This is a genomic window from Pseudomonas sp. PSE14, assembly GCF_029203285.1.
Classification (GTDB): domain Bacteria; phylum Pseudomonadota; class Gammaproteobacteria; order Pseudomonadales; family Pseudomonadaceae; genus Pseudomonas.
This window is the reverse complement of sequence record NZ_CP115669.1, coordinates 5,225,901-5,245,663: the sequence shown is the minus strand read 5'-3', so window position 1 is coordinate 5,245,663 and position 19,763 is coordinate 5,225,901. Positions and strand designations below refer to the sequence as shown.

Annotated in this window: 15 protein-coding genes and 2 tRNA genes; 14 read left to right on the top strand and 3 right to left on the bottom strand. The window is 64.7% G+C overall.

All coding sequences use genetic code 11. The features are described from left to right. Window positions 1–15 precede the first annotated feature (15 nt). Both O6P39_RS24105 and O6P39_RS24100 read left to right on the top strand, forming a co-directional pair. Window positions 16–1,194: an ATP phosphoribosyltransferase regulatory subunit gene (locus O6P39_RS24105; protein WP_275608895.1), complete on the top strand. Its 1,179-nt coding sequence runs from the start codon at window positions 16–18 to the stop codon at window positions 1,192–1,194. A 66-nt stretch (window positions 1,195–1,260) separates the two neighbouring features. Further along, a complete protein-coding gene (locus tag O6P39_RS24100) occupies window positions 1,261–2,556 on the top strand; it encodes an adenylosuccinate synthase (RefSeq protein ID WP_275608894.1) in 1,296 nt (431 codons plus the stop codon). A 216-nt stretch (window positions 2,557–2,772) separates the two neighbouring features. Here O6P39_RS24100 and O6P39_RS24095 read toward each other — a convergent pair. Continuing rightward, a tRNA-Leu gene (locus O6P39_RS24095) sits at window positions 2,773–2,859 on the bottom strand. Between the two features lie 147 nt (window positions 2,860–3,006). After that, a tRNA-Leu gene (locus tag O6P39_RS24090) sits at window positions 3,007–3,093 on the bottom strand. A gap of 205 nt (window positions 3,094–3,298) precedes the next feature. On the opposite strand from O6P39_RS24090, the gene rnr reads away from it, so the two are divergent. The 8 genes from rnr (at window position 3,299) to alr (ending at window position 11,768) form a co-directional block, all read left to right on the top strand. Further along, window positions 3,299–6,040: a ribonuclease R gene (gene rnr / locus O6P39_RS24085; protein WP_275608893.1), complete on the top strand. Its 2,742-nt coding sequence runs from the start codon at window positions 3,299–3,301 to the stop codon at window positions 6,038–6,040. Beyond that, complete coding sequence (gene rlmB, locus O6P39_RS24080) at window positions 6,037–6,789, top strand: 23S rRNA (guanosine(2251)-2'-O)-methyltransferase RlmB (RefSeq protein ID WP_275608892.1); 753 nt, start codon at window positions 6,037–6,039, stop codon at window positions 6,787–6,789. Before rnr ends, rlmB begins: the two co-directional genes overlap by 4 nt. 261 nt (window positions 6,790–7,050) lie before the next feature. Beyond that, window positions 7,051–7,467 (top strand): 30S ribosomal protein S6, encoded by a 417-nt coding sequence (gene rpsF, locus O6P39_RS24075; RefSeq protein WP_054906367.1) that lies wholly within the window; start codon window positions 7,051–7,053, stop codon window positions 7,465–7,467. Window positions 7,468–7,496: 29 nt separating this feature from the next. Beyond that, the gene (gene rpsR, locus O6P39_RS24070) at window positions 7,497–7,727 is read left to right on the top strand and encodes a 30S ribosomal protein S18 (RefSeq protein WP_003095634.1); all 231 of its coding nucleotides are present in this window, start codon (window positions 7,497–7,499) and stop codon (window positions 7,725–7,727) included. Between the two features lie 34 nt (window positions 7,728–7,761). Beyond that, window positions 7,762–8,631, top strand: coding sequence for a hypothetical protein (locus tag O6P39_RS24065; RefSeq protein ID WP_275608891.1), 870 nt, complete (start codon window positions 7,762–7,764; stop codon window positions 8,629–8,631). A gap of 21 nt (window positions 8,632–8,652) precedes the next feature. Then, window positions 8,653–9,099, top strand: coding sequence for a 50S ribosomal protein L9 (rplI, locus tag O6P39_RS24060; protein ID WP_275608890.1), 447 nt, complete (start codon window positions 8,653–8,655; stop codon window positions 9,097–9,099). A gap of 127 nt (window positions 9,100–9,226) precedes the next feature. After that, window positions 9,227–10,621 carry a replicative DNA helicase gene (dnaB, locus tag O6P39_RS24055; RefSeq protein WP_275608889.1) on the top strand — a complete coding sequence of 465 codons (1,395 nt, stop codon included), beginning with the start codon at window positions 9,227–9,229 and terminating at the stop codon, window positions 10,619–10,621. A 70-nt stretch (window positions 10,622–10,691) separates the two neighbouring features. Next, window positions 10,692–11,768 (top strand): alanine racemase, encoded by a 1,077-nt coding sequence (gene alr, locus O6P39_RS24050; protein ID WP_275608888.1) that lies wholly within the window; start codon window positions 10,692–10,694, stop codon window positions 11,766–11,768. Here alr and O6P39_RS24045 read toward each other — a convergent pair whose 3' ends face one another. Then, complete coding sequence (locus tag O6P39_RS24045) at window positions 11,769–13,625, bottom strand: GGDEF domain-containing protein (protein ID WP_275612023.1); 1,857 nt, start codon at window positions 13,623–13,625, stop codon at window positions 11,769–11,771. A 213-nt stretch (window positions 13,626–13,838) separates the two neighbouring features. On the opposite strand from O6P39_RS24045, the gene O6P39_RS24040 reads away from it, so the two are divergent. From O6P39_RS24040 to O6P39_RS24025, 4 genes are all read left to right on the top strand, one after another. Further along, complete coding sequence (locus O6P39_RS24040) at window positions 13,839–16,094, top strand: YgiQ family radical SAM protein (protein WP_275608887.1); 2,256 nt, start codon at window positions 13,839–13,841, stop codon at window positions 16,092–16,094. Window positions 16,095–16,284: 190 nt separating this feature from the next. Beyond that, entirely contained in the window at window positions 16,285–17,532 is a 1,248-nt protein-coding gene (locus O6P39_RS24035; protein ID WP_275608886.1) for a parallel beta-helix domain-containing protein, read from the top strand. After that, window positions 17,529–18,653 carry an SO2930 family diheme c-type cytochrome gene (locus O6P39_RS24030; RefSeq protein WP_275608885.1) on the top strand — a complete coding sequence of 375 codons (1,125 nt, stop codon included), beginning with the start codon at window positions 17,529–17,531 and terminating at the stop codon, window positions 18,651–18,653. Before O6P39_RS24035 ends, O6P39_RS24030 begins: the two co-directional genes overlap by 4 nt. A gap of 111 nt (window positions 18,654–18,764) precedes the next feature. Next, entirely contained in the window at window positions 18,765–19,610 is an 846-nt protein-coding gene (locus tag O6P39_RS24025) for a mechanosensitive ion channel family protein (RefSeq protein ID WP_275608884.1), read from the top strand. Window positions 19,611–19,763 lie beyond the last annotated feature (153 nt).

Below are 19,763 nucleotides of genomic sequence, written 5' to 3'. Positions count from 1 at the left end.
AAGGGGAGAGGCGACATGGCAACGGTAGACCGCTGGCTGCTGCCAGATGGGATCGAAGAAGTGCTGCCACCGGAGGCGGCGCGCGTTGAAGCAGCCCGCCGTCAGGTGCTGGATCTGTTCCAGCGCTGGGGTTACGAGTTCGTCGTCACCCCGCATATCGAATACCTGGAATCCCTGCTGACCGGTGCCGGCCAGGATCTGGACCTGCGTACCTTCAAGGTCACCGACCCGGCGTCCGGCCGCCTGATGGGCTTCCGCGCGGACATCACCCCGCAGGTCGCCCGCATGGACGCCCATAGCCTGCGTCGTGAAGGCCCGAACCGCCTGTGCTACGCCGGCAGCGTGCTGCATGCCCGCCCGCGTGCGCTGGCGACCTCGCGCAGCCCGATCCAGCTGGGTGCCGAACTCTATGGCGACACCGGTTCCGCCGGTGACGTCGAAGTCATCAGCCTGATGCTCGACATGCTGGAAATGGCCCAGGTGCCGGATGTGCACATGGACCTCGGTCATGTCGGTATCTACCGTGGTCTGGCCCAGGCTGCCGGCCTGTCCGGCGAAGTCGAGCAGCTGCTGTTCGACGCCCTGCAGCGCAAGGCCGTGGACGAAGTCGCCGCGCTGACCGAGGGTCTGCCGGGCGAGCTCTCCGGCATGCTGCGTGCGCTGGCCGAGCTGTGCGGCAGCCGCGAAGTGCTGGACCAGGCGCGTGAAGTGCTTGCTGGCGCCCCGGCTCCGGTGCAGGCCGCGCTGGCCGATCTGGCCGCCATCGCCGATTCGCTGGCGTCGCGCTTCCCGCAGCTGCCGCTGTACTTCGACCTCGGCGAACTGCGCGGCTATCACTATCACACCGGCGTGGTGTTCGCCGCGTTCGTTCCCGGGGTTGGCGAGTCCATCGCCCAGGGCGGCCGTTACGACCACATCGGCGCGGACTTCGGTCGCGCGCGTCCGGCGACCGGTTTCTCCACCGACCTCAAGACCCTGGTCACTCTCGGCCGCGCCCAGCTCGACGAGCCGCGCACTGGAGTCTGGGCGCCGGCCGATGGGGCTGGCTTGTGGCAGGCGGTGCAGCAGCTGCGCCGTCAGGGCGTGCGCGTGGTGCAGGCGCTGCCCGGGCAGGATGCGGCTTCGGCTACCGAAGCGGGCTGCGACCAGCAACTGCTGGCTCGCAATGGCAATTGGCAGGTGGTCGCGCTCTGAGGCGCTCCACTTCGAGTTTTCGCCGGCCGCGGCCGGCACCGAACATCCACGATGGGGACAAGTGTTATGGGTAAGAATGTCGTAGTCCTGGGCACCCAGTGGGGTGATGAGGGCAAAGGCAAGATCGTCGACCTGCTGACTGACCAGGCTGCTGCCGTGGTGCGTTACCAGGGCGGCCACAACGCCGGTCATACCCTGGTAGTCGGCGGCGAGAAGACTGTTCTGCACCTGATTCCGTCGGGCATCCTGCGCGAAGGCGTGCAGTGCCTGATCGGCAACGGCGTGGTGCTGGCGCCCGACGCGCTGATGCGCGAGATCGCCAAGCTGGAAGAGAAGGGCGTACCGGTGCGCGAGCGCCTGCGCATCAGCCCGTCCTGCCCGCTGATCCTGTCCTTCCACGTGGCCTTGGACCAGGCGCGCGAGAAGGCCCGTGGCGACGCCAAGATCGGCACCACCGGTCGCGGCATCGGCCCGGCGTACGAAGATAAAGTGGCCCGTCGTGGCCTGCGCGTGGGCGACCTGTTCCACCGCGAGCGCTTCGCCGCCAAGCTGGGCGAGCTGCTGGACTACCACAACTTCGTCCTGCAGAACTATTACAAGGAGCCGGCCGTCGACTTCCAGAAGACCCTGGATGAGTGCATGGCCTACGCCGAAGAGCTGCGTCCGCTAATGGCTGACGTGACCTCGACCCTGCACGACCTGCGTCGCGGTGGCGAGAACATCATGTTCGAAGGCGCCCAGGGTTCTTTGCTGGACATCGACCACGGTACCTACCCGTTTGTCACCAGCTCCAACACCACCGCTGGCGGCACCGCCACCGGTTCGGGTTTCGGTCCGTTGTACCTGGATTACATCCTGGGTATCACCAAGGCCTACACCACCCGCGTGGGTTCCGGCCCGTTCCCGACCGAGCTGTTCGATGACGTCGGCGCGCACCTGGCCAAGGTTGGTCACGAGTTCGGTGCCACGACTGGTCGTGCTCGTCGTTGCGGCTGGTTCGACGCCGTCATCCTGCGTCGCGCCATCGAGATCAACAGTCTGTCCGGCCTGTGCCTGACCAAGCTGGACGTTCTCGACGGCCTGGAGACCGTGCGCATCTGCACCGGCTACAAGAACGCCGCCGGCGAACTGCTGACCGACGCACCGACCGACGCCGACAGCTACATCGGCCTGCAGCCGATCTATGAAGACCTGCCGGGTTGGAGCGAGTCCACCGTCGGTGTTCAGTCGCTGGAAGGCCTGCCGGCCAATGCGCGCGCTTACATCAAGCGCGTCGAGGAGCTGGTCGGTGCGCCCATCGACATCATCTCCACCGGCCCGGACCGCGCCGAGACCATCGTCCTGCGCCACCCGTTCGCCTGATCCGCGTGCTGTATCGCAACGGGCCGCTCATGCGGCCCGTTGTCGTTTCTGGGATATGTGTTTGTGCGGGCGAATTGAGGGGCGCGCGCTGCTGGTTGATCTGAGGTTGGGTGCGTGATTCGTTAGATGATGCGGCTGGAGAGAGTGGGGCGTTTCTGAATTGCGGAAAGCCGAAAACAAAAAAGCCGAGCAGTGCTCGGCTTTTTCGTTTGAAGATGGTGCCCAGGAGAAGACTCGAACTTCCACGGTGTTGCCACCGCTAGGACCTGAACCTAGTGCGTCTACCAATTCCGCCACCTGGGCATGCTTTTCAGCATGGGGTGCGATGATCGCTCATCGTCTTGCGGTGATGCAACCCTTGGTTGCATCGGGCGGTCTATCGTTCGGTTATCAGGGTTCCGAACCCGCCGGGATAAAGCCTGTCACTGACTGGCTCTATCCTTGAATAAGTGGTGCCCAGGAGAAGACTCGAACTTCCACGGTGTTGCCACCGCTAGGACCTGAACCTAGTGCGTCTACCAATTCCGCCACCTGGGCACTGGATGTGATGATCGCTCATCGCTTCCGTGTTACAACGTCTGTCTGACGCTGTGGGCGCGAACTATACGGAGCTAGGTTTCGCTTGTAAACCCCTGATGCGATAAAAAAATTATTCGTGCCCAAAGCTGACCGACGAGCGGATTTCGCGCTTCAATAAGCAGATGGCGAACCATCCCTATATAGATAAGGTGACCTCACTTTAATGGCCGATTGGCAAAACCTCGATCCCGAGGCCGCCCGCGAGGCGGAAAAATACGACAACCCCATTCCCAGCCGCGAACTCATTCTGGCGCATCTCGCCGAACGCGGCGCGCCCGCCACGCGGGCCCAGTTGCTCGATGAATTCGGGCTCTCCGGCGAGGAGCCGGAAGAAGCACTACGCCGCCGACTGCGCGCCATGGAGCGCGACGGCCAGCTCATCTATACCCGCCGTGGTGCCTACGCGCCGGTGGACAAGCTCGACCTGATCCTCGGCCGCATCTCCGGCCACCGCGACGGCTTCGGCTTCCTGATTCCCGATGACGGCAGCGACGACCTGTTCCTCAGCCCGACGCAGATGCGCCTGGTGTTCGACGGCGACCGTGCCCTGGCGCGAGTGTCCGGCTTCGATCGCCGTGGCCGCCGCGAAGGTGCCATTGTGGAAGTGGTCGAACGCGCCCACGAGACCATCGTCGGCCGCTACTTCGACGAGAGTGGCATCGGTACGGTGGTGGCCGACAACCCGAAGATCCAGCAGGAAGTGCTGATCCCGCCGGGCAAGGCCGGCAAGGCCAAGCACAACCAGTTCGTCCAGGTGCGTATCGATGTCTGGCCGAGCGTGCATCGCCAGGCCCAGGGCGAGGTGGTGGAAGTGCTCGGCGACTACATGGCGCCGGGCATGGAGATCGAAGTCGCCCTGCGCAGCTACGACATTCCTCACACCTGGCCCGAAGCCGTGGAGAAGGAAGCGGCCAAGCTCAAGCCCGAGGTGCTGGAGAAGGATAAGGAGAAGCGCGTCGACCTGCGCGCCCTGCCTTTCGTCACCATCGACGGCGAGGACGCCCGCGACTTCGACGACGCGGTCTACGCCGAGAAGCGCAAGGGTGGCGGCTGGAAACTGTTCGTCGCCATCGCCGACGTCTCTCATTATGTGAAGGTCGGCTCGGCCCTGGATGAGGAGGCGGCCAAGCGCGGCAACTCGGTGTACTTCCCCGAGCGCGTCATTCCGATGCTGCCGGAGATCCTCTCCAACGGCCTGTGCTCCCTGAATCCGCTGGTCGATCGCCTGGCCATGGTCTGCGAGATGAATCTCTCCAAGGCCGGCAAGATGACCGACTACCAGTTCTACGAGGCGGTCATCCATTCCCATGCGCGCCTGACCTACACCAAGGTCAGCCAGTACCTGGAAACCCCGGACAGCCCCGAAGGCCAGCGCCTGAAGGAGCAGCTCCCGGCGGTGGTGCCGCACCTGAACACGCTTTATGACCTGTACAAGGTGCTGGTCGGCGCGCGCCACGTGCGCGGGGCGATCGATTTCGAGACCCAGGAAACCCGTATCGTCTTCGGCGCGGACCGCAAGATCTCGGAAATCCGCCCGACCCAGCGTAACGATGCACACAAGCTGATCGAGGAATGCATGCTGGCGGCCAACGTCGCCACCGCCAAGTTCCTGGAGAAGCACGCCATCCCGGCGCTGTACCGCGTCCACGACGGTCCGCCGCAGGAAAAGCTGAACAACCTGCGCCAGTTCCTCGGCGAACTGGGCCTGACCCTGTATCGCGGCAAGGGCGAGCCGACACCGGCGGATTACCAGAAGCTGCTGGAATCCATCCAGGGTCGCCCGGACCTGCAACTGATCCAGACCGTGATGCTGCGTTCCCTGAGCCAGGCCGTGTACAGCCCGGAGAACAACGGCCACTTCGGCCTGAACTACGAGGCCTACACCCACTTCACCTCGCCGATTCGTCGTTACCCGGACCTGCTGACCCACCGCGCCATCCGTGGCCTGATCCGCTCCAAGGCGGCTTCGGAGCACGTACAGCGCGTCGGCGCCGCCAGCATGCCCAAGGCGCGCATCTATCCGTACGATGAGCCGCGCCTGGCACAACTGGGCGAGCAGTGCTCGATGACCGAGCGCCGTGCTGACGAGGCGACCCGCGACGTCACCAACTGGCTGAAGTGCGAGTTCATGCGCGAGCGCGTGGGCGAGACCTTCCCCGGTGTGATCACCGCGGTGACCGGTTTTGGCATCTTCGTCGAGCTGACCGACATCTATGTCGAGGGCTTGGTCCACGTTACCGCGCTGCCGGGCGACTACTACCACTTCGATGCCGTGCACCATCGCCTGAGCGGCGAGCGCACCGGTCGCAGCTTCCGCCTCGGCGATACCGTGGAAGTGGTGGTGGCGCGTGTCGACCTGGACGAGCGCAAGATCGACTTCGAGCTCTCCGACAACGTGCTGAGCGCGCCCATCGGTCGCAAGAAGCGTGGCGAGAAGGCCGAGCCGGTCGCCAAAGGCAAAGTGGCGAAGGGCAAGGCTCCCAAGGGCGCTGCAGCCAGAGAGAAGCCGGCCAAGGCTAGTCGCCAGGTGGCGGACGATCCGTTCTTCGCTCCCGACGTGGCCGTGGTGCCGTCGAGCCAGCCGCGCAAGCGCAAGGTCGGCGTGGTCCAGGCGCTGCCGTCGGTGGCTCCGGAAATGCTCGCGAAGGCCGAGGAACTGCTCGGCAATACCGACGTACGCAAGAGCCGCGAAGTGAAGAAGGCGTTGCTCGAAGAAGCCAAGGTTGGCGGCAAGAAGCCGGCTGCCGGCAAGGGCAAGTCCGCGCCCGCTGCGGGCAAGCCGCGCAATCCTTCGAAACAGAAAGCCCGGTCCGCCAAGCCGACCAAGCACCGCAAGGGCTCCTCCGCGCCCAAGGGCGGTGCGTCCGGTGGCGCTCCGGCCAGCAAGCGTAAGGCGAAGAAATGAGTCAGTGGGAAAAGGTCTACGGGGTCCATGCCGTAGAAGCGTTGCTGCGTCATCACCCCAAGCGGGTCAAGCAGCTGTGGCTGGCCGAAGGCCGGCATGATCCGCGCGTCCAGGCGCTGGTCGAGCTGGCCGGTCAGGTGCGCGTGCCGGTGGGCACGCGCGACCGCAAGGAGCTCGACGAGTGGGCTGAGGGTGTGCACCAGGGCGTGGTCGCCGAGGTCAGCCCGAGCCAGGTGTGGGGCGAGAACATGCTCGAGGAGTTGCTCGAGCGCACGCCAGGTCCGGCTCTGCTGCTCGCGCTGGACGGCGTGACCGACCCGCACAACCTCGGCGCGTGCCTGCGCACCGCCGATGCGGCGGGCGCGTTGGCGGTCATCGTGCCGAAGGACAAGTCCGCCACCCTCAATGCCACCGTGCGCAAGGTTGCCTGCGGCGCCGCCGAGGTGATCCCGCTGGTAGCGGTGACCAACCTCGCGCGGACCCTGGAGAAGCTCCAGCAGCGCGGCCTGTGGATTGTCGGCACGGCGGGCGAGGCGACCCAGATGCTCTATGAACTCGACCTCACCGGGCCGACCGTGCTTGTGATGGGCGCCGAGGGCAAGGGCATGCGCCGCCTGACCCGCGAGCACTGCGACTACCTGGCCAAACTGCCGATGCAGGGCAGCGTCAGCAGCCTAAACGTCTCGGTGGCCACCGGCGTGTGCCTGTTCGAGATCGTCCGCCAACGCCAGCTCAAGGCCGGCGCCTAAGTTCTTTTTTGTAGGAGCGAGCTTGCTCGCGAACAGTGGCGGTTCCGTGCTTGCCCGGTTCGCGAGCAAGCTAAGAACCCTTGGGCGCGGCAGCTGTACAAATAATCGTCAATTGCCTTGCGCCGCCTTCCCCCCTTCTCTAGAATGTCGGCCCTTGTCGTCCGGGCAGGCGTTTGCGCGTCCTTCCGAGCGGCAAGGTAAAAATCATTCACTCCTTGCCTGACCGCTTTGTCGGCAGGCTGCAATCCGTAAGGAGCATTTATGCGTCATTACGAAATCGTGTTCCTGGTTCACCCGGACCAGAGCGAACAAGTCGGTGGCATGGTCGAGCGTTACACCAAGGCCATCGAAGAAGACGGCGGCAAAGTCCACCGTCTGGAAGACTGGGGCCGTCGTCAGCTGGCTTACGCCATCAACAACGTGCACAAGGCTCACTACGTTCTGATGAACGTCGAGTGCACCGCCAAGGCCCTGGCAGAGCTGGAAGACAACTTCCGCTACAACGACGCCGTGATCCGTAACATGGTCATCCGTCGCGACGAAGCCGTTACCGGCCAGTCCGAAATGCTGAAGGCCGAAGAGAGCCGCAACGAGCGCCGTGAGCGCCGTGAGCGTCCCGAATCGAACGAGGGCGAGTCCGCTGACGGCGAAGATAGCCGCGACAGCGCTGACGAGTAATCCCGGACCAGTATTGAGGAGCCACACACATGGCACGTTTCTTCCGTCGTCGTAAGTTCTGCCGTTTCACCGCTGAAGGCGTGAAAGAGATCGATTACAAGGATCTCAACACCCTGAAGGCCTACGTTTCCGAAACCGGCAAGATCGTTCCGAGCCGCATCACCGGCACCAAGGCCAAGTACCAGCGTCAGCTGGCCACCGCTATCAAGCGCGCCCGCTACCTGGCCCTGCTTCCCTACACCGACAGCCACGGCCGTTGATCGGGCAGTCGACAGGGATTGATGGATAGATCGCATGCGCGCATTGGCTGAATTTGTCATGCGAGGCCGCATGCAGGCGACCCTGGTGGTCGTCGCAGCCGCGGTACTGCAGCCGTTGTTCTGGCTCGGTGCCGCAGCAGGCAGTCTGGTGCTGTTGCGCCGTGGCGCCGGCGATGCCTTTGGCATCCTGGGCTGGGCGCTGCTTCCGGCACTGGCCTGGTGGTACCTGGGTGACCCCAGCGTGAGTCTGGTTCTGGTGGGTAGTGCCGTGCTGGCGCAGGTTCTGCGCAGCAAGGTGTCCTGGAACCAGGTGATGCTGGCGAGCGTTGTGCTCGGTGCGGTGTTCGTGCTGCTGCTCAGCACGGTGTCGGCCGGGTTGGTCGCTGCTCTTGCCGATGCGTTCGGCAAGGCACTGCCGCAGATTCTGGCCGAAGCCAAGCTTTCGCCGGAACAGTTGGCCGCCCTGCAGGCGGAGATGGTTCCGACCATCACCGGCCTGATGGCAGCCTCGCTGCAGACGATCAGCCTGATGTGCCTGATGCTGGCGCGTTATTGGCAGGCAGTGCTGTACAACCCGGAAGGGTTTGGCCGCGAGTTCCGCGCACTGCGCCTGTCGCCGGGCACGGCTATCGCGCTGCTGGTCGGCGTTGTGGCACTGCCCTTCGCAGGTCCCGCGGCCACCATGCTGGCGCCGCTGTGCATGATTCCGCTGCTGTTTGCCGGAATCGCACTGGGCCACGGGCTGGTCGCGCTGAAGAAGCTTCCGGGCTTCTGGCTGGCACCGCTGTACCTGCTGGTATTCGTACTGGGCAATGTGATCTGTCTTGTCGCCGTGGTCGACAGTCTGTTTGATTTTCGCGGTCGTCTGGCGAAGCGCCAGAAAGCTGCGAACGGTGAAGGTTAAAAGTTAAGAGGTAAGACTCAAATGGAAGTCATCCTGCTGGAAAAGATCGCCAAACTGGGCAACCTGGGCGACAAGCTGAACGTAAAGGGCGGTTACGCCCGTAACTACCTGCTGCCGCAGGGCAAAGCCACCGCTGCCACCGCTGCCAACGTCGCTGCTTTCGAAGAGCGCCGCGCAGAGCTGGAAAAAGCTGCTGCTGAGAAGAAAGCCGCTGCTGAAGCCCGTGCTGCCCAACTGGCCGAACTGATCGTGACCATCGGCGCCCACGCTGGCGACGAAGGCAAGCTGTTCGGTTCGATCGGCACCCGCGACATCGCCGAAGCCGTTTCGGCTGCCGGCTACCCGCTGGAAAAGAGCGAAGTTCGCCTGCCCGACGGCGCCCTGCGCGCTGTTGGCGAATACAACATCGAAGTGCAACTGCACACCGACGTTGATGCAACCCTGCACGTGGTTGTAGTCGCCGAGTAAGCGATCCGTCGCTAGGACGATTCGCACGGCTTGCCTGTGTGAAGCTGTCCGCTAACAATGGGCACGGTGCCGATCCTCGGTCCGTGCCCTTTGTTTTTTCCGCCGTTTCACTCAACACGAAGAGCCCATGAACGACATCACCGTCCCCGAGCAATACGACCTGCAGACCGCTTCCCTCAAGGTGCCGCCGCACTCGATCGAAGCCGAACAGGCGGTGCTGGGCGGCCTGATGCTCGACAACAACGCATGGGAGCGCGTCTCCGACGCGGTGTCCGATGGCGACTTCTATCGCCATGACCATCGCCTGATCTTCCGTGCCGTCTACAAGCTCGCCGAAGGCAACCAGCCGATCGACGTGGTGACCCTCTCCGAGATGCTCGAACGCGAGGGGCAGCTGTCCCAGGTGGGTGGCCTTGCCTACCTCGCAGAGCTGGCGAAGAACACGCCCTCGGTGGCGAACATCAAGGCCTACGCGAACATCATTCGCGAGCGCGCCACCCTGCGGCAGCTGATCGGCATCAGCAGCGACATCGCCGACAGCGCCTTCAACCCGGAAGGACGCAGCGCCAACGAGGTGCTCGACGAAGCCGAGCGCAGGATCTTCGAGATCGCCGAAGCGCGGCCCAAGACCGGCGGCCCGGTGGGGATCAGCGACATCCTGGTCAAGACCATCGACCGCATCGACCACCTGTTCAACACCACCGAGGCGCTGACCGGGATTTCCACCGGCTTCACCGACCTCGATGAAAAGACCAGCGGCCTGCAGCCGGCGGACCTGGTGATCGTCGCCGGCCGTCCGTCCATGGGCAAGACCACCTTCGCCATGAACCTGGTGGAGAACGCCCTGATGCGCAGCGACAAGGCGATCCTGGTGTACTCCCTGGAAATGCCCTCCGACTCCATCGTGATGCGTATGCTCGCCTCGCTCGGCCGCATCGACCAGACCAAGGTCCGTTCCGGCAAGCTGGACGACGAGGATTGGCCGCGCCTGACTTCGGCGGTGAACCTGCTCAACGATCGCAAGCTGTTCATCGACGACACCGCCGGTATCTCACCCTCGGAAATGCGCGCGCGTACCCGCCGCCTGGCCCGCGAACACGGCGAGATCGGCCTGATCATGGTCGACTACCTGCAGCTGATGCAGATTCCCGGCTCCGCCGGCGACAACCGGACCAACGAGATTTCCGAGATTTCCCGCTCGCTCAAGGCGCTGGCGAAGGAGTTCAACTGCCCGGTTGTGGCGCTCTCCCAGCTCAACCGCTCGCTGGAACAGCGCCCCAACAAGCGCCCGGTGAACTCCGACCTGCGTGAATCCGGAGCGATCGAGCAGGACGCCGACGTGATCATGTTCGTCTACCGCGACGAGGTGTATCACCCGGAGACCGAGTTCAAGGGCGTGGCCGAAATCATCATCGGCAAGCAGCGTAACGGCCCCATCGGCACCGTGCGCGTGGCCTTCCTCGGTCGCTACAGCCGCTTCGAGAACCTCGCGCCCGGCATGTACAACTTCGAAGACGAGTGATACTGCCGCATTTCGCGTGACCGACGGGCGCCTTAAAATGGGCGCCCGTTTCGTTTCAGGACCCGCAGCCATGCGTCCGCTCGTCGCCACCGTCGATCTTTCCGCCATCCGCCACAACTATGCCCTGGCCAAGCGCTGTGCACCGGGCCGCCAGGCGTTCGCGGTGGTCAAGGCCAATGCCTACGGGCATGGCGCGCGGGAAGTGGTCAGCAGTCTGCATGGCGAGGCCGACGGCTTTGCCGTGGCCTGCCTGGAGGAGGCCGCGGAGGTGCGCGCGCTGCACGCCGATGCCCGCATCCTGCTGCTGGAAGGCTGCTTCGAGCCGAACGAGTATCTGATCGCCGCGCAACTGCGCCTGGATGTGGCCGTACAGGGGCCGGAGCAGGCCCAGGCGCTGCTCGCCGCGCAATTGCCGAGCGCGCTGAACGTCTGGATGAAGCTGGATTCGGGCATGCACCGCCTGGGCTTCTCGCCCGAGGCACTGCGCGACTGGCATCCGCGCCTGCGCCAGGCCACGCAGGTGGCCGAGCTGAACCTGATGAGCCACTTCGCCAACGCCGACCTGCGCGGCGATGAGCTGACCGAAGACCAGGTGGCCTGCTTCCTCAGCGTGCTCGACCTGGATTTCGATCAGCGTTCATTGGCCAACTCGGCAGCCGTGCTGACCATTCCCGCCGCCCACATGGACTGGATTCGCCCCGGCATCATGCTCTACGGCGCCACGCCGTTCGCCGACATCGGCGCGGCCGAGCTGGGCCTGCGCCCGGTGATGAGCCTGGAAGCGCAGTTGATCGCGGTGCGCGAGGTGCCGGTTGGGGAAAGTGTCGGTTATGGCGCCGCCTGGGTGGCGCAGCGGCCGTCGCGTATTGGTACGGTGAGCTGTGGTTACGCCGACGGCTATCCGCGCCATGCGCCGAGCGGAACACCGGTGCTGGTGGGTGGGCGGCGGGTGCCGCTGGCAGGGCGGGTGTCGATGGACATGCTGGCCGTTGACCTCACCGATCTGCCCCATGCCGCGGTCGGCGACCCGGTCGAACTGTGGGGCGCGAACCTTCCGGTGGACGAGGTGGCGAGCCACGCCGGGACCATCGGTTACGAGCTGCTGACCAAGGTCACCGCCCGCGTCCCGCGTCGCTACAGGAACTGATCAGGTACTGCTTTCCGGGGTCTTGCTGCCGTCCTGCCAGAGTTCGCTGCCTTCGCTAGTGCTGTCGTTGGCGATGGCGTAGCTCGCCCGGCCGTTGCCCTTCACGTCATACAGCGCCTGGTCGGCGGCCTTGTACAGCTTGCTGAACTGCATCGCGTGGCTGGGGTAGATGGCCACGCCGATGCTGGGGGTGACGCGCAGTTCGAGGGCGTCGAAATGCACCGGGCGCGACAACTCGTTGAGCAGGCGGGTGGCGATCTCGCGGGCATGGCCTTCGGCATCCGGGCCGGTGATCAGCGCGGCGAATTCATCGCCGCCCAGCCGCGCCACACAATCGCTGGCGCGTACGCACTGACGCAGGCGGTGCCCGACGTTCTGCAGCATGAAGTCGCCGGCATCGTGGCCATGGGTGTCGTTGATCGGCTTGAAGTGGTCGAGGTCGATCAGCATCAGCGCCAGGGTTTCGCCGTTCTGCTGGGCGCGCGCCAGCGCCTGCTCGGCGTGCTCGACCAGGAAGCGGCGGTTGGGCAGGCCGGTCAGTGGATCGTAGTGCGCCGCGTGCTGTAGCTGGGCCTCGCGCTCACGCAGCAACTGGTTGCTCTGGGTCAGCTCGGCGGTGCGTTCGGCGACGGCCTTTGCCAGGTCCTGCTGTGCGCTCTGCACCATGGAGAGGCGCGCGTTCTTTTCCCGGTTGGCCTGCTCCACGGCCTGCGCACGCTCGCGCTTGAGGCTGCGAATGCGCGAGGTGAGGGCGAAGGAGAAGAGCACCGACTCCATGGCGACGGCGATCGGGAAGATGTAGGTGGTGATCGGCTGTGGCTGTACCACCGCCAGGGCGCGCATCACCGAGATGCTCACGCTGCCGAGCACCAGGCCGAAACCGAGCAGGTACAGGAAGGCGGGCAGGGAGCCTTGACGCCAGCGGGTCAGCGCTGCGCCCAGAGCTGCCGGCACGCCGATGAGGGTGATCACCACCAGCATCCAGCTGGCGACGCCGCGCAACTGCAGCGCACCGAGGAGGATGGTGAGCAGGTACAGCCCGCAGTTCAGGTTCAACAGATGGTGCGCCCAGCGCACGTGCCGGCGGGTCTGCAGCAGGGTGATGGTGAATCGGTGCACGCACAGCCCCCACAGCGACGGCAGGGTGATGCGGTCCAGCCACCAGGGCACTGCATGTTCGGGCCAGAGGTACTTGAAGCCGTGGCCGGTCATGCCGAGGCTGAACAGTAGAGCCGCGGCGGTGGTCAGCACGTACCAGAGATAGGCGCGGTCGTGCAGGGTCAGCAGGATGAACAGGTTGTACAGCAGCAGGGCGGCGATCAGGCCGTAGACCACGCCGAGGAACAGGTTGGTGTCGGCGCGGTGGTCCTGCAGGTCGTCCAGTGACCAGACGCGCAGCGGGAAGGAGTTGCCGGCGGGGTCATAGGTGCGCAGGTAGAGCCGCAGCGGTCCGGCGCCCTCGGGCAACTGGAACACCGGGCGGCGATAGCCGCGGTCGCGGCCGACGGAGAAGGGTACCGATTCGCCGGAGAGGCGCTCGACGTAGTGCCCCTGCTCATCGGGCAGGTACAGGCGCAGGTCCTTGAGGTTGACCGCGTCCACTTCCAGCCACCAGCCGCCGGGCGGCGTCTGCCGGCGGTCGAGGTCCAGGCGCAGCCACCAGGCGCTGGAGCTCTGGCCAACGCTGGTGCGGCCGTTGGCCGGGATGAAGTCATGGCTGCGCTGCACCTCGTCGAACGGCATCCCGCCGCTGCGATCCTCGAGGAGTTCCAGGCTGCCGTTGAGCCAGGTGCCACTGGCCTTTGAATCCAGCTCGACTGCAGCGGCCTGGCCGACCAGCAATGCGAGCACCAGCATGAAAACATGACGCACGACGCGCACTCCCTGTGCCTCGGGGTATCCCGGCACCTACTGCGGATAGTGGCTGGAGTATAGCCAGATGATGGCACTGGCAGGCGACCGAACACCGGTTAAATCTGAGTTCACCGGTCGGATTTGTACACTTTTTGTGCTATATTCCGCGCCCGCGTTTTTCCGCGATACCTATTTCGAGATACCCCGGTGCCCGTGATGCAAGCCGCCAAACCGCTGTTCGACTATCCCAAGTTCTGGGCCGAGTGTTTCGGCCCGGCGCCATTCCTGCCCATGAGCAAGGAAGAGATGGATCAGCTGGGCTGGGATTCCTGCGACATCATCATCGTCACCGGGGATGCCTACGTTGATCACCCGTCGTTCGGCATGGCCATCATCGGCCGCTTGCTGGAAGCCCAGGGCTTCCGCGTCGGCATCATTGCCCAGCCTGACTGGCAGTCCAAAGACGACTTCATGAAGCTGGGCAAGCCGAACCTGTTCTTCGGCGTCGCCGCCGGCAACATGGACTCGATGATCAACCGCTACACCGCCGACCGGAAGATCCGTTCCGACGACGCCTACACCCCCGGCGGCAACGCCGGCAAGCGCCCGGACCGCGCCAGCATGGTCTACAGCCAGCGCTGCCGCGAGGCGTACAAGGGCGTGCCGATCGTCCTCGGCGGCATCGAGGCTTCGCTGCGCCGCATCGCGCACTACGACTACTGGCAGGACAAGGTCCGCCACTCGATCCTGATGGACGCCAAGGCCGACATCCTGCTGTTCGGCAACGCCGAACGCGCCGTGGTGGAAGTGGCCCAGCGCCTCGCCGCCGGCGAGTCCATCGAGTCGATCACCGACGTGCGCGGCACCGCCTTCGTGCGCCGCGACACCCCCGAGGGCTGGTTCGAGCTGGACTCCACCCGCATCGACCGTCCCGGCAAGATCGACAAGATCATCAACCCCTACGTGAACACCCAGGACACCGCCGCCTGCGCTATCGAGCAGGAAAAGGGCGAGCAGGACGACCCCAACGAAGCCAAGGTCGTCGAGTTGCTGCCGCACCCGCGCCTGGAACGCGAGCGCACGGTGATCCGCCTGCCGTCCTACGAGAAGGTCAAGAGCGACCCGGTGCTCTACGCCCACGCCAACCGCGTGCTGCACCTGGAGACCAACCCGGGCAACGCCCGCGCCATGGTCCAGCGGCACGGCGAGACCGACGTGTGGTTCAACCCGCCGCCCATCCCGCTGACCACCGAGGAGATGGACTACGTCTTCGGCCTGCAGTATGCCCGCGTGCCTCACCCCGAGTACGGCGGCGCGAAGATCCCGGCCTACGAGATGATCCGCTTCTCGGTGAACATCATGCGTGGCTGCTTCGGTGGCTGCACCTTCTGCTCCATCACCGAGCATGAAGGCCGGATCATCCAGAGCCGCTCGGAAGACTCGATCATCCGCGAGATCGAGGAAATCCGTGACCGGGTACCGGGCTTCACCGGCGTCATCTCCGATCTCGGCGGACCGACCGCGAACATGTACCGCATCGCCTGCAAGGACCCGGAGATCGAGCGTCACTGCCGCAAGCCGTCCTGCGTCTGGCCGGGCATCTGCGAGAACCTCAACACCGACCATTCCTCGCTGATCCAGCTGTACCGCCGCGCCCGCGACCTGCCGGGGGTGAAGAAGATCCTCATCGCCTCGGGCCTGCGCTACGACCTGGCCGTGGAGTCCCCGGAGTACGTCAAGGAGCTGGTGACGCACCACGTCGGCGGCTACCTGAAGATCGCCCCGGAGCACACCGAGGAAGGCCCGCTGTCGAAGATGATGAAGCCGGGCATCGGCACCTACGACGCCTTCAAGCGGATGTTCGAGAAGTTCTCCAAGGAGGCGGGCAAGGAGCAATACCTGATCCCGTACTTCATCGCCGCGCACCCGGGCACCAGCGACGAGGACATGATGAACCTCGCCCTGTGGCTCAAGCGCAACGGCTTCCGCGCCGACCAGGTGCAGGCCTTCTACCCGTCGCCCATGGCCACCGCCACGGCTATGTACCACTCGGGCAAGAACCCGCTGCGCAAGGTCACTTACAAGAGCGATGGTGTAGAGATCGTCAAGGGCGAGCGTCGTCGCCGCCTGCACAAGGCCTTCCTGCGCTATCACGATCCGAACAACTGGCCGATGTTGCGCGAGGCCCTGAAGGAAATGGGTCGTGCCGACCTGATCGGCAATGGCAAGCACCAGCTGATCCCGACGCACCAGCCCACCGGTGACGGCAGCTACCAGAGCGCGCGCCGCAAGAACTCCACCCCGGTGGGCAGCAAGAAGACCGGCAAGCCACTGCTGACCCAGCACACCGGCCTGCCGCCGCGCGCCAGCGACGGCTCCAAGCCGTGGAACAAGTCCGAGGAAGGCAAGGCCACCGGCTACGCCAAGGGCAAGAAGCGTAGCACCAAGCGCCAGCCGAACATTCCGCGCTGACGCATCGATACCCCTGCGCGTAATTCAGACAGGCCCCGCATTTGCGGGGCCTGTCTATTTCGGGGGTGGCCAACCGGTTGGAGCTCTGCAGCCCGCGAATGGCGCGGGTTTTCTGTTCTCCGGGGCTATCCATGGAAATTACTTGGCACTATAGTTCCAGAATCATAAGAACAAGACCGGAGTGCCCGCCATGCGTCTCGCCTGCTTGTCCCTGATCGCCGTCTCCGTTGCCCTGGCTGCCTGCGGCGAAGGCGACAAACCCACCGCCGCCGTTAGCGCCGATTTCCAGAAGGACCTGCAGGCGCGCTTGATCAAGGCCAAGGCCGGCGACGTCATCGACATCCCGGCGGGGACCTACCACCTCGACCGCAGCCTCAGCCTGAAGGTGGACGGCGTGACCATCCGCGGCGCCGGCATGGACAAGACCATCCTGAGCTTCAAGAACCAGAAGGCCGGCGCCGAAGGGCTGTTCGTCGACGCCTCCGACTTCACCCTGGAGAACCTCGCCATCGAGGACACCAAGGGTGACGGTCTTAAGGTCATCGGCGGCAAGAACATCGTCATCCGCAACATTCGCACCGAGTGGACCAACGGCGCTTCCACCGATAACGGCGGCTACGGCATCTACCCGGTGCAGACCGAGAACACCCTGCTCGAAGGCAACGTCGCCATCGGCGCCTCCGACTCCGGCATCTACGTCGGCCAGTCGCGCAACGTGGTGGTGCGCAACAACCGCGCCGAGCGCAACGTCGCCGGCATCGAGATCGAGAACACCATCGGCGCCGACGTCTACGACAACGTCGCCACCGACAACACCGGCGGCATCCTCGTCTTCAACATGCCCAACCTGCAGCAGCCGGGGCGCGGCACCCGCGTCTTCAACAACGACGTGCAGGGCAACAACCACGACAACTTCGGCCACAAGGGCACTCCGGTGGCCAGCGTGCCGGCGGGCTCGGGCGTGGTGGTGAACTCCAACGACGACGTGGAGATCTTCGACAACAAGATCGGCAACCACAAAACCGCCAACGTCATCATCAGCAGCTACTTCAGCACCAATTATTCGGACAAGGCCACTCAGCCGAACTTCGACCCCTATCCCGAAGGCATCTACATCCACGGCAACACCTTCGGTCCCGGCGGCGACAGCCCCGACCACATGGAGCTCAAGGCGCTGAAGGTCGCCAAGTTCGGCCTCAACGGGCGCCTGCCGGACATCCTCTGGGACGGCTACTTCAACCAGCAGAAACTGGTCGATGGCAAGCTCCCCGAGGCGCTGTCGATCTGCATCGACAACGGCAACGCCGGCATCGTCAACGTCGACGGGCCTAACGGCTACAAGAACATCAGCACCGACATGAGCGTGCACCAGTGCAAGCTCAAGCCGCTGCCGAAGATCGAGCAGGCCGGCCTCGGCGAGAAGGGCGGCAAGGCATGACCGGACACGCTTCGTTCCTGTTGTCGCTCGCCCTGGCCGTTGGACTGGCCGGGTGCGGGCAGGAGAGCAAGCCGCGCTATCAGCCCGAGGGCGACGATTACCCGGAGAAACTCAGTGGCTGGGGCATGCTGCACCTGGCGGACGGTCATCTGACGCTGGCCGCCGAGGTACTGCCCTACGACCTGAATACGCCGCTGTTCACCGACTACGCGCACAAGCTGCGCACTATCTGGATGCCGGACGGGCAGGCCGCGCAGTACGCCGAGGACCGCTTCGACTATCCCGTCGGCACCGTGCTGACCAAGACCTTCTATTACCCCAAGGACGCCCGGGGCAACCTGCTGCAGAACAGCCAGGACGACCGTGATCCCAAGGCCGGCCTGGAGCTGGACAAGGTCCGCCTGGTGGAAACCCGCGTGCTGGTGCGGCAGAAGGACGGCTGGACGGCGCTGCCCTACGTCTGGGACAAGGAGCAGCGCGAGGCGCGCCTGGAGCTGGCGGGCGACACTCAATCGCTGGAGCTCACCGGCGAAGGCAACCGGAAGGTCGCCTTCAGCTACATGGTCCCGGATGCCAACCAGTGCTCCGAATGTCACGCCGAGCAGAAGGGCGCCGGCATCGCGCCACTGGGGCCCAAGGCGCGCCACCTGAACAAGGACTTCGCCTATGCCGAAGGCAGCGACAACCAACTGCAGCACTGGCAGGCGCGCGGCTTCCTCAAGGGCCTGCCGGCGCTGGCGCAGGTGCCGCAGAATGCGCTGTGGGGCCACCCGCGCGCGGGCGAAACCCTGGAAAAACAGGCACGCAGCTACCTCGATGCCAACTGCTCGCACTGCCACAACCCGAAAGGTGCGGCGCGTACCTCCGGGCTGTACCTCGATCCGCACACGCCGGTCTCCATTGCCTACGGTGTCTGCAAACCACCGGTGGCGGCGGGCGGCGGCACCGGCGGCCGGCTGGAGGACATCCATCCCGGTAGCCCGGAGAAATCCGTGCTCAGCTACCGCGTCGGCAGCGACAAGCCCGGTGACATGATGCCCGAGCTGGGGCGCGGTCTCGTGCATCGCGAGGGGCTGGAAATGCTCAACCGCTGGATCAGCGAAATGCCCGGCGACTGCTGAGGCGGAAATGGCCCGGAGCCCGCCAGGGCTCTAGGCTGCGCACTACACCGAGCAAACTGTCGGGGCCGTGCTAGCTTTCATCAGGTCCCTTTCTCTCGCAGGTGCGCTTCCATGGAAGATACGAACATCATCAATGTGGGTACGGAGAAGATCAACGCGCTATGGGCGACGGTTTCGCAGTACGCGTTCGCCTTTGGTATCAAGATTCTCGCGGCCATCGCCTTCTGGGTGGTCGGTCGATGGCTGATCGGCATGGCCGTGAGCATGGTGGAGAAGGCGCTTTCCAGGCAGAGCGTGGACCCCACGGTGCTGCGCTACGTCGGCTCCTTCATCACGGTCACCCTGAACATCCTCCTGGTGATCGGCATCCTCGGTTACTTCGGCGTGCAGACCACCAGCATCGCCGCGCTGATCGCAGCGGCGGGCGTCGCCATCGGCATGGCCTGGTCCGGCCTGCTGGCCAACCTGGCCGCGGGCGGCTTCATCATCGTGCTGCGGCCATTCAAGGTGGGCGACTTCATCACCGCCGGTGGCGTGACTGGCACCGTGAAGGAGATCGGCCTGTTCGTTACCGCGATCAACACCCCGGACAACGTGCTGACCCTGGTGGGCAACAACAAGATTTTCGGCGACACCATCCAGAACTACAGTCACAACGCCTTCCGCCGGGTGGACCTCAAGGCCCAGTTGTCCGGCGCGGCCGATTACCAGGCGGCCGTCGCCGTGCTCAAGCAGCGCATCGCGGCGGTTCCCAACGTACTGAGCGAGCCTGCGGTGGATGTGGAAATCCTCGAGTTCAACCTGGTCGGCCCGGTGCTGGCGGTGCGTCCGTACTGCCACAACGACAACTACTGGCAGGTCTACTTCGACACCAACCGCACCATCAAGGAAGCCCTGGGCACCGACTTCCCGGCGCCGATGCCGGCGCAGACGGTGATCGTGCAGCAGACGTCGTAAGCGCCGCGAATCCCGTTTCAACCCTATCCCTTGTTATGCCGCCCCTCTGGGGCGGTTTTTTTATGTTCTCCGGCCGTTTCGTTCAGCGATGTGAACGGGTTTCCCGTACCGATTCTTCCGCTGGTTGAGATTTGTTTTTCATCCCGCACGGAC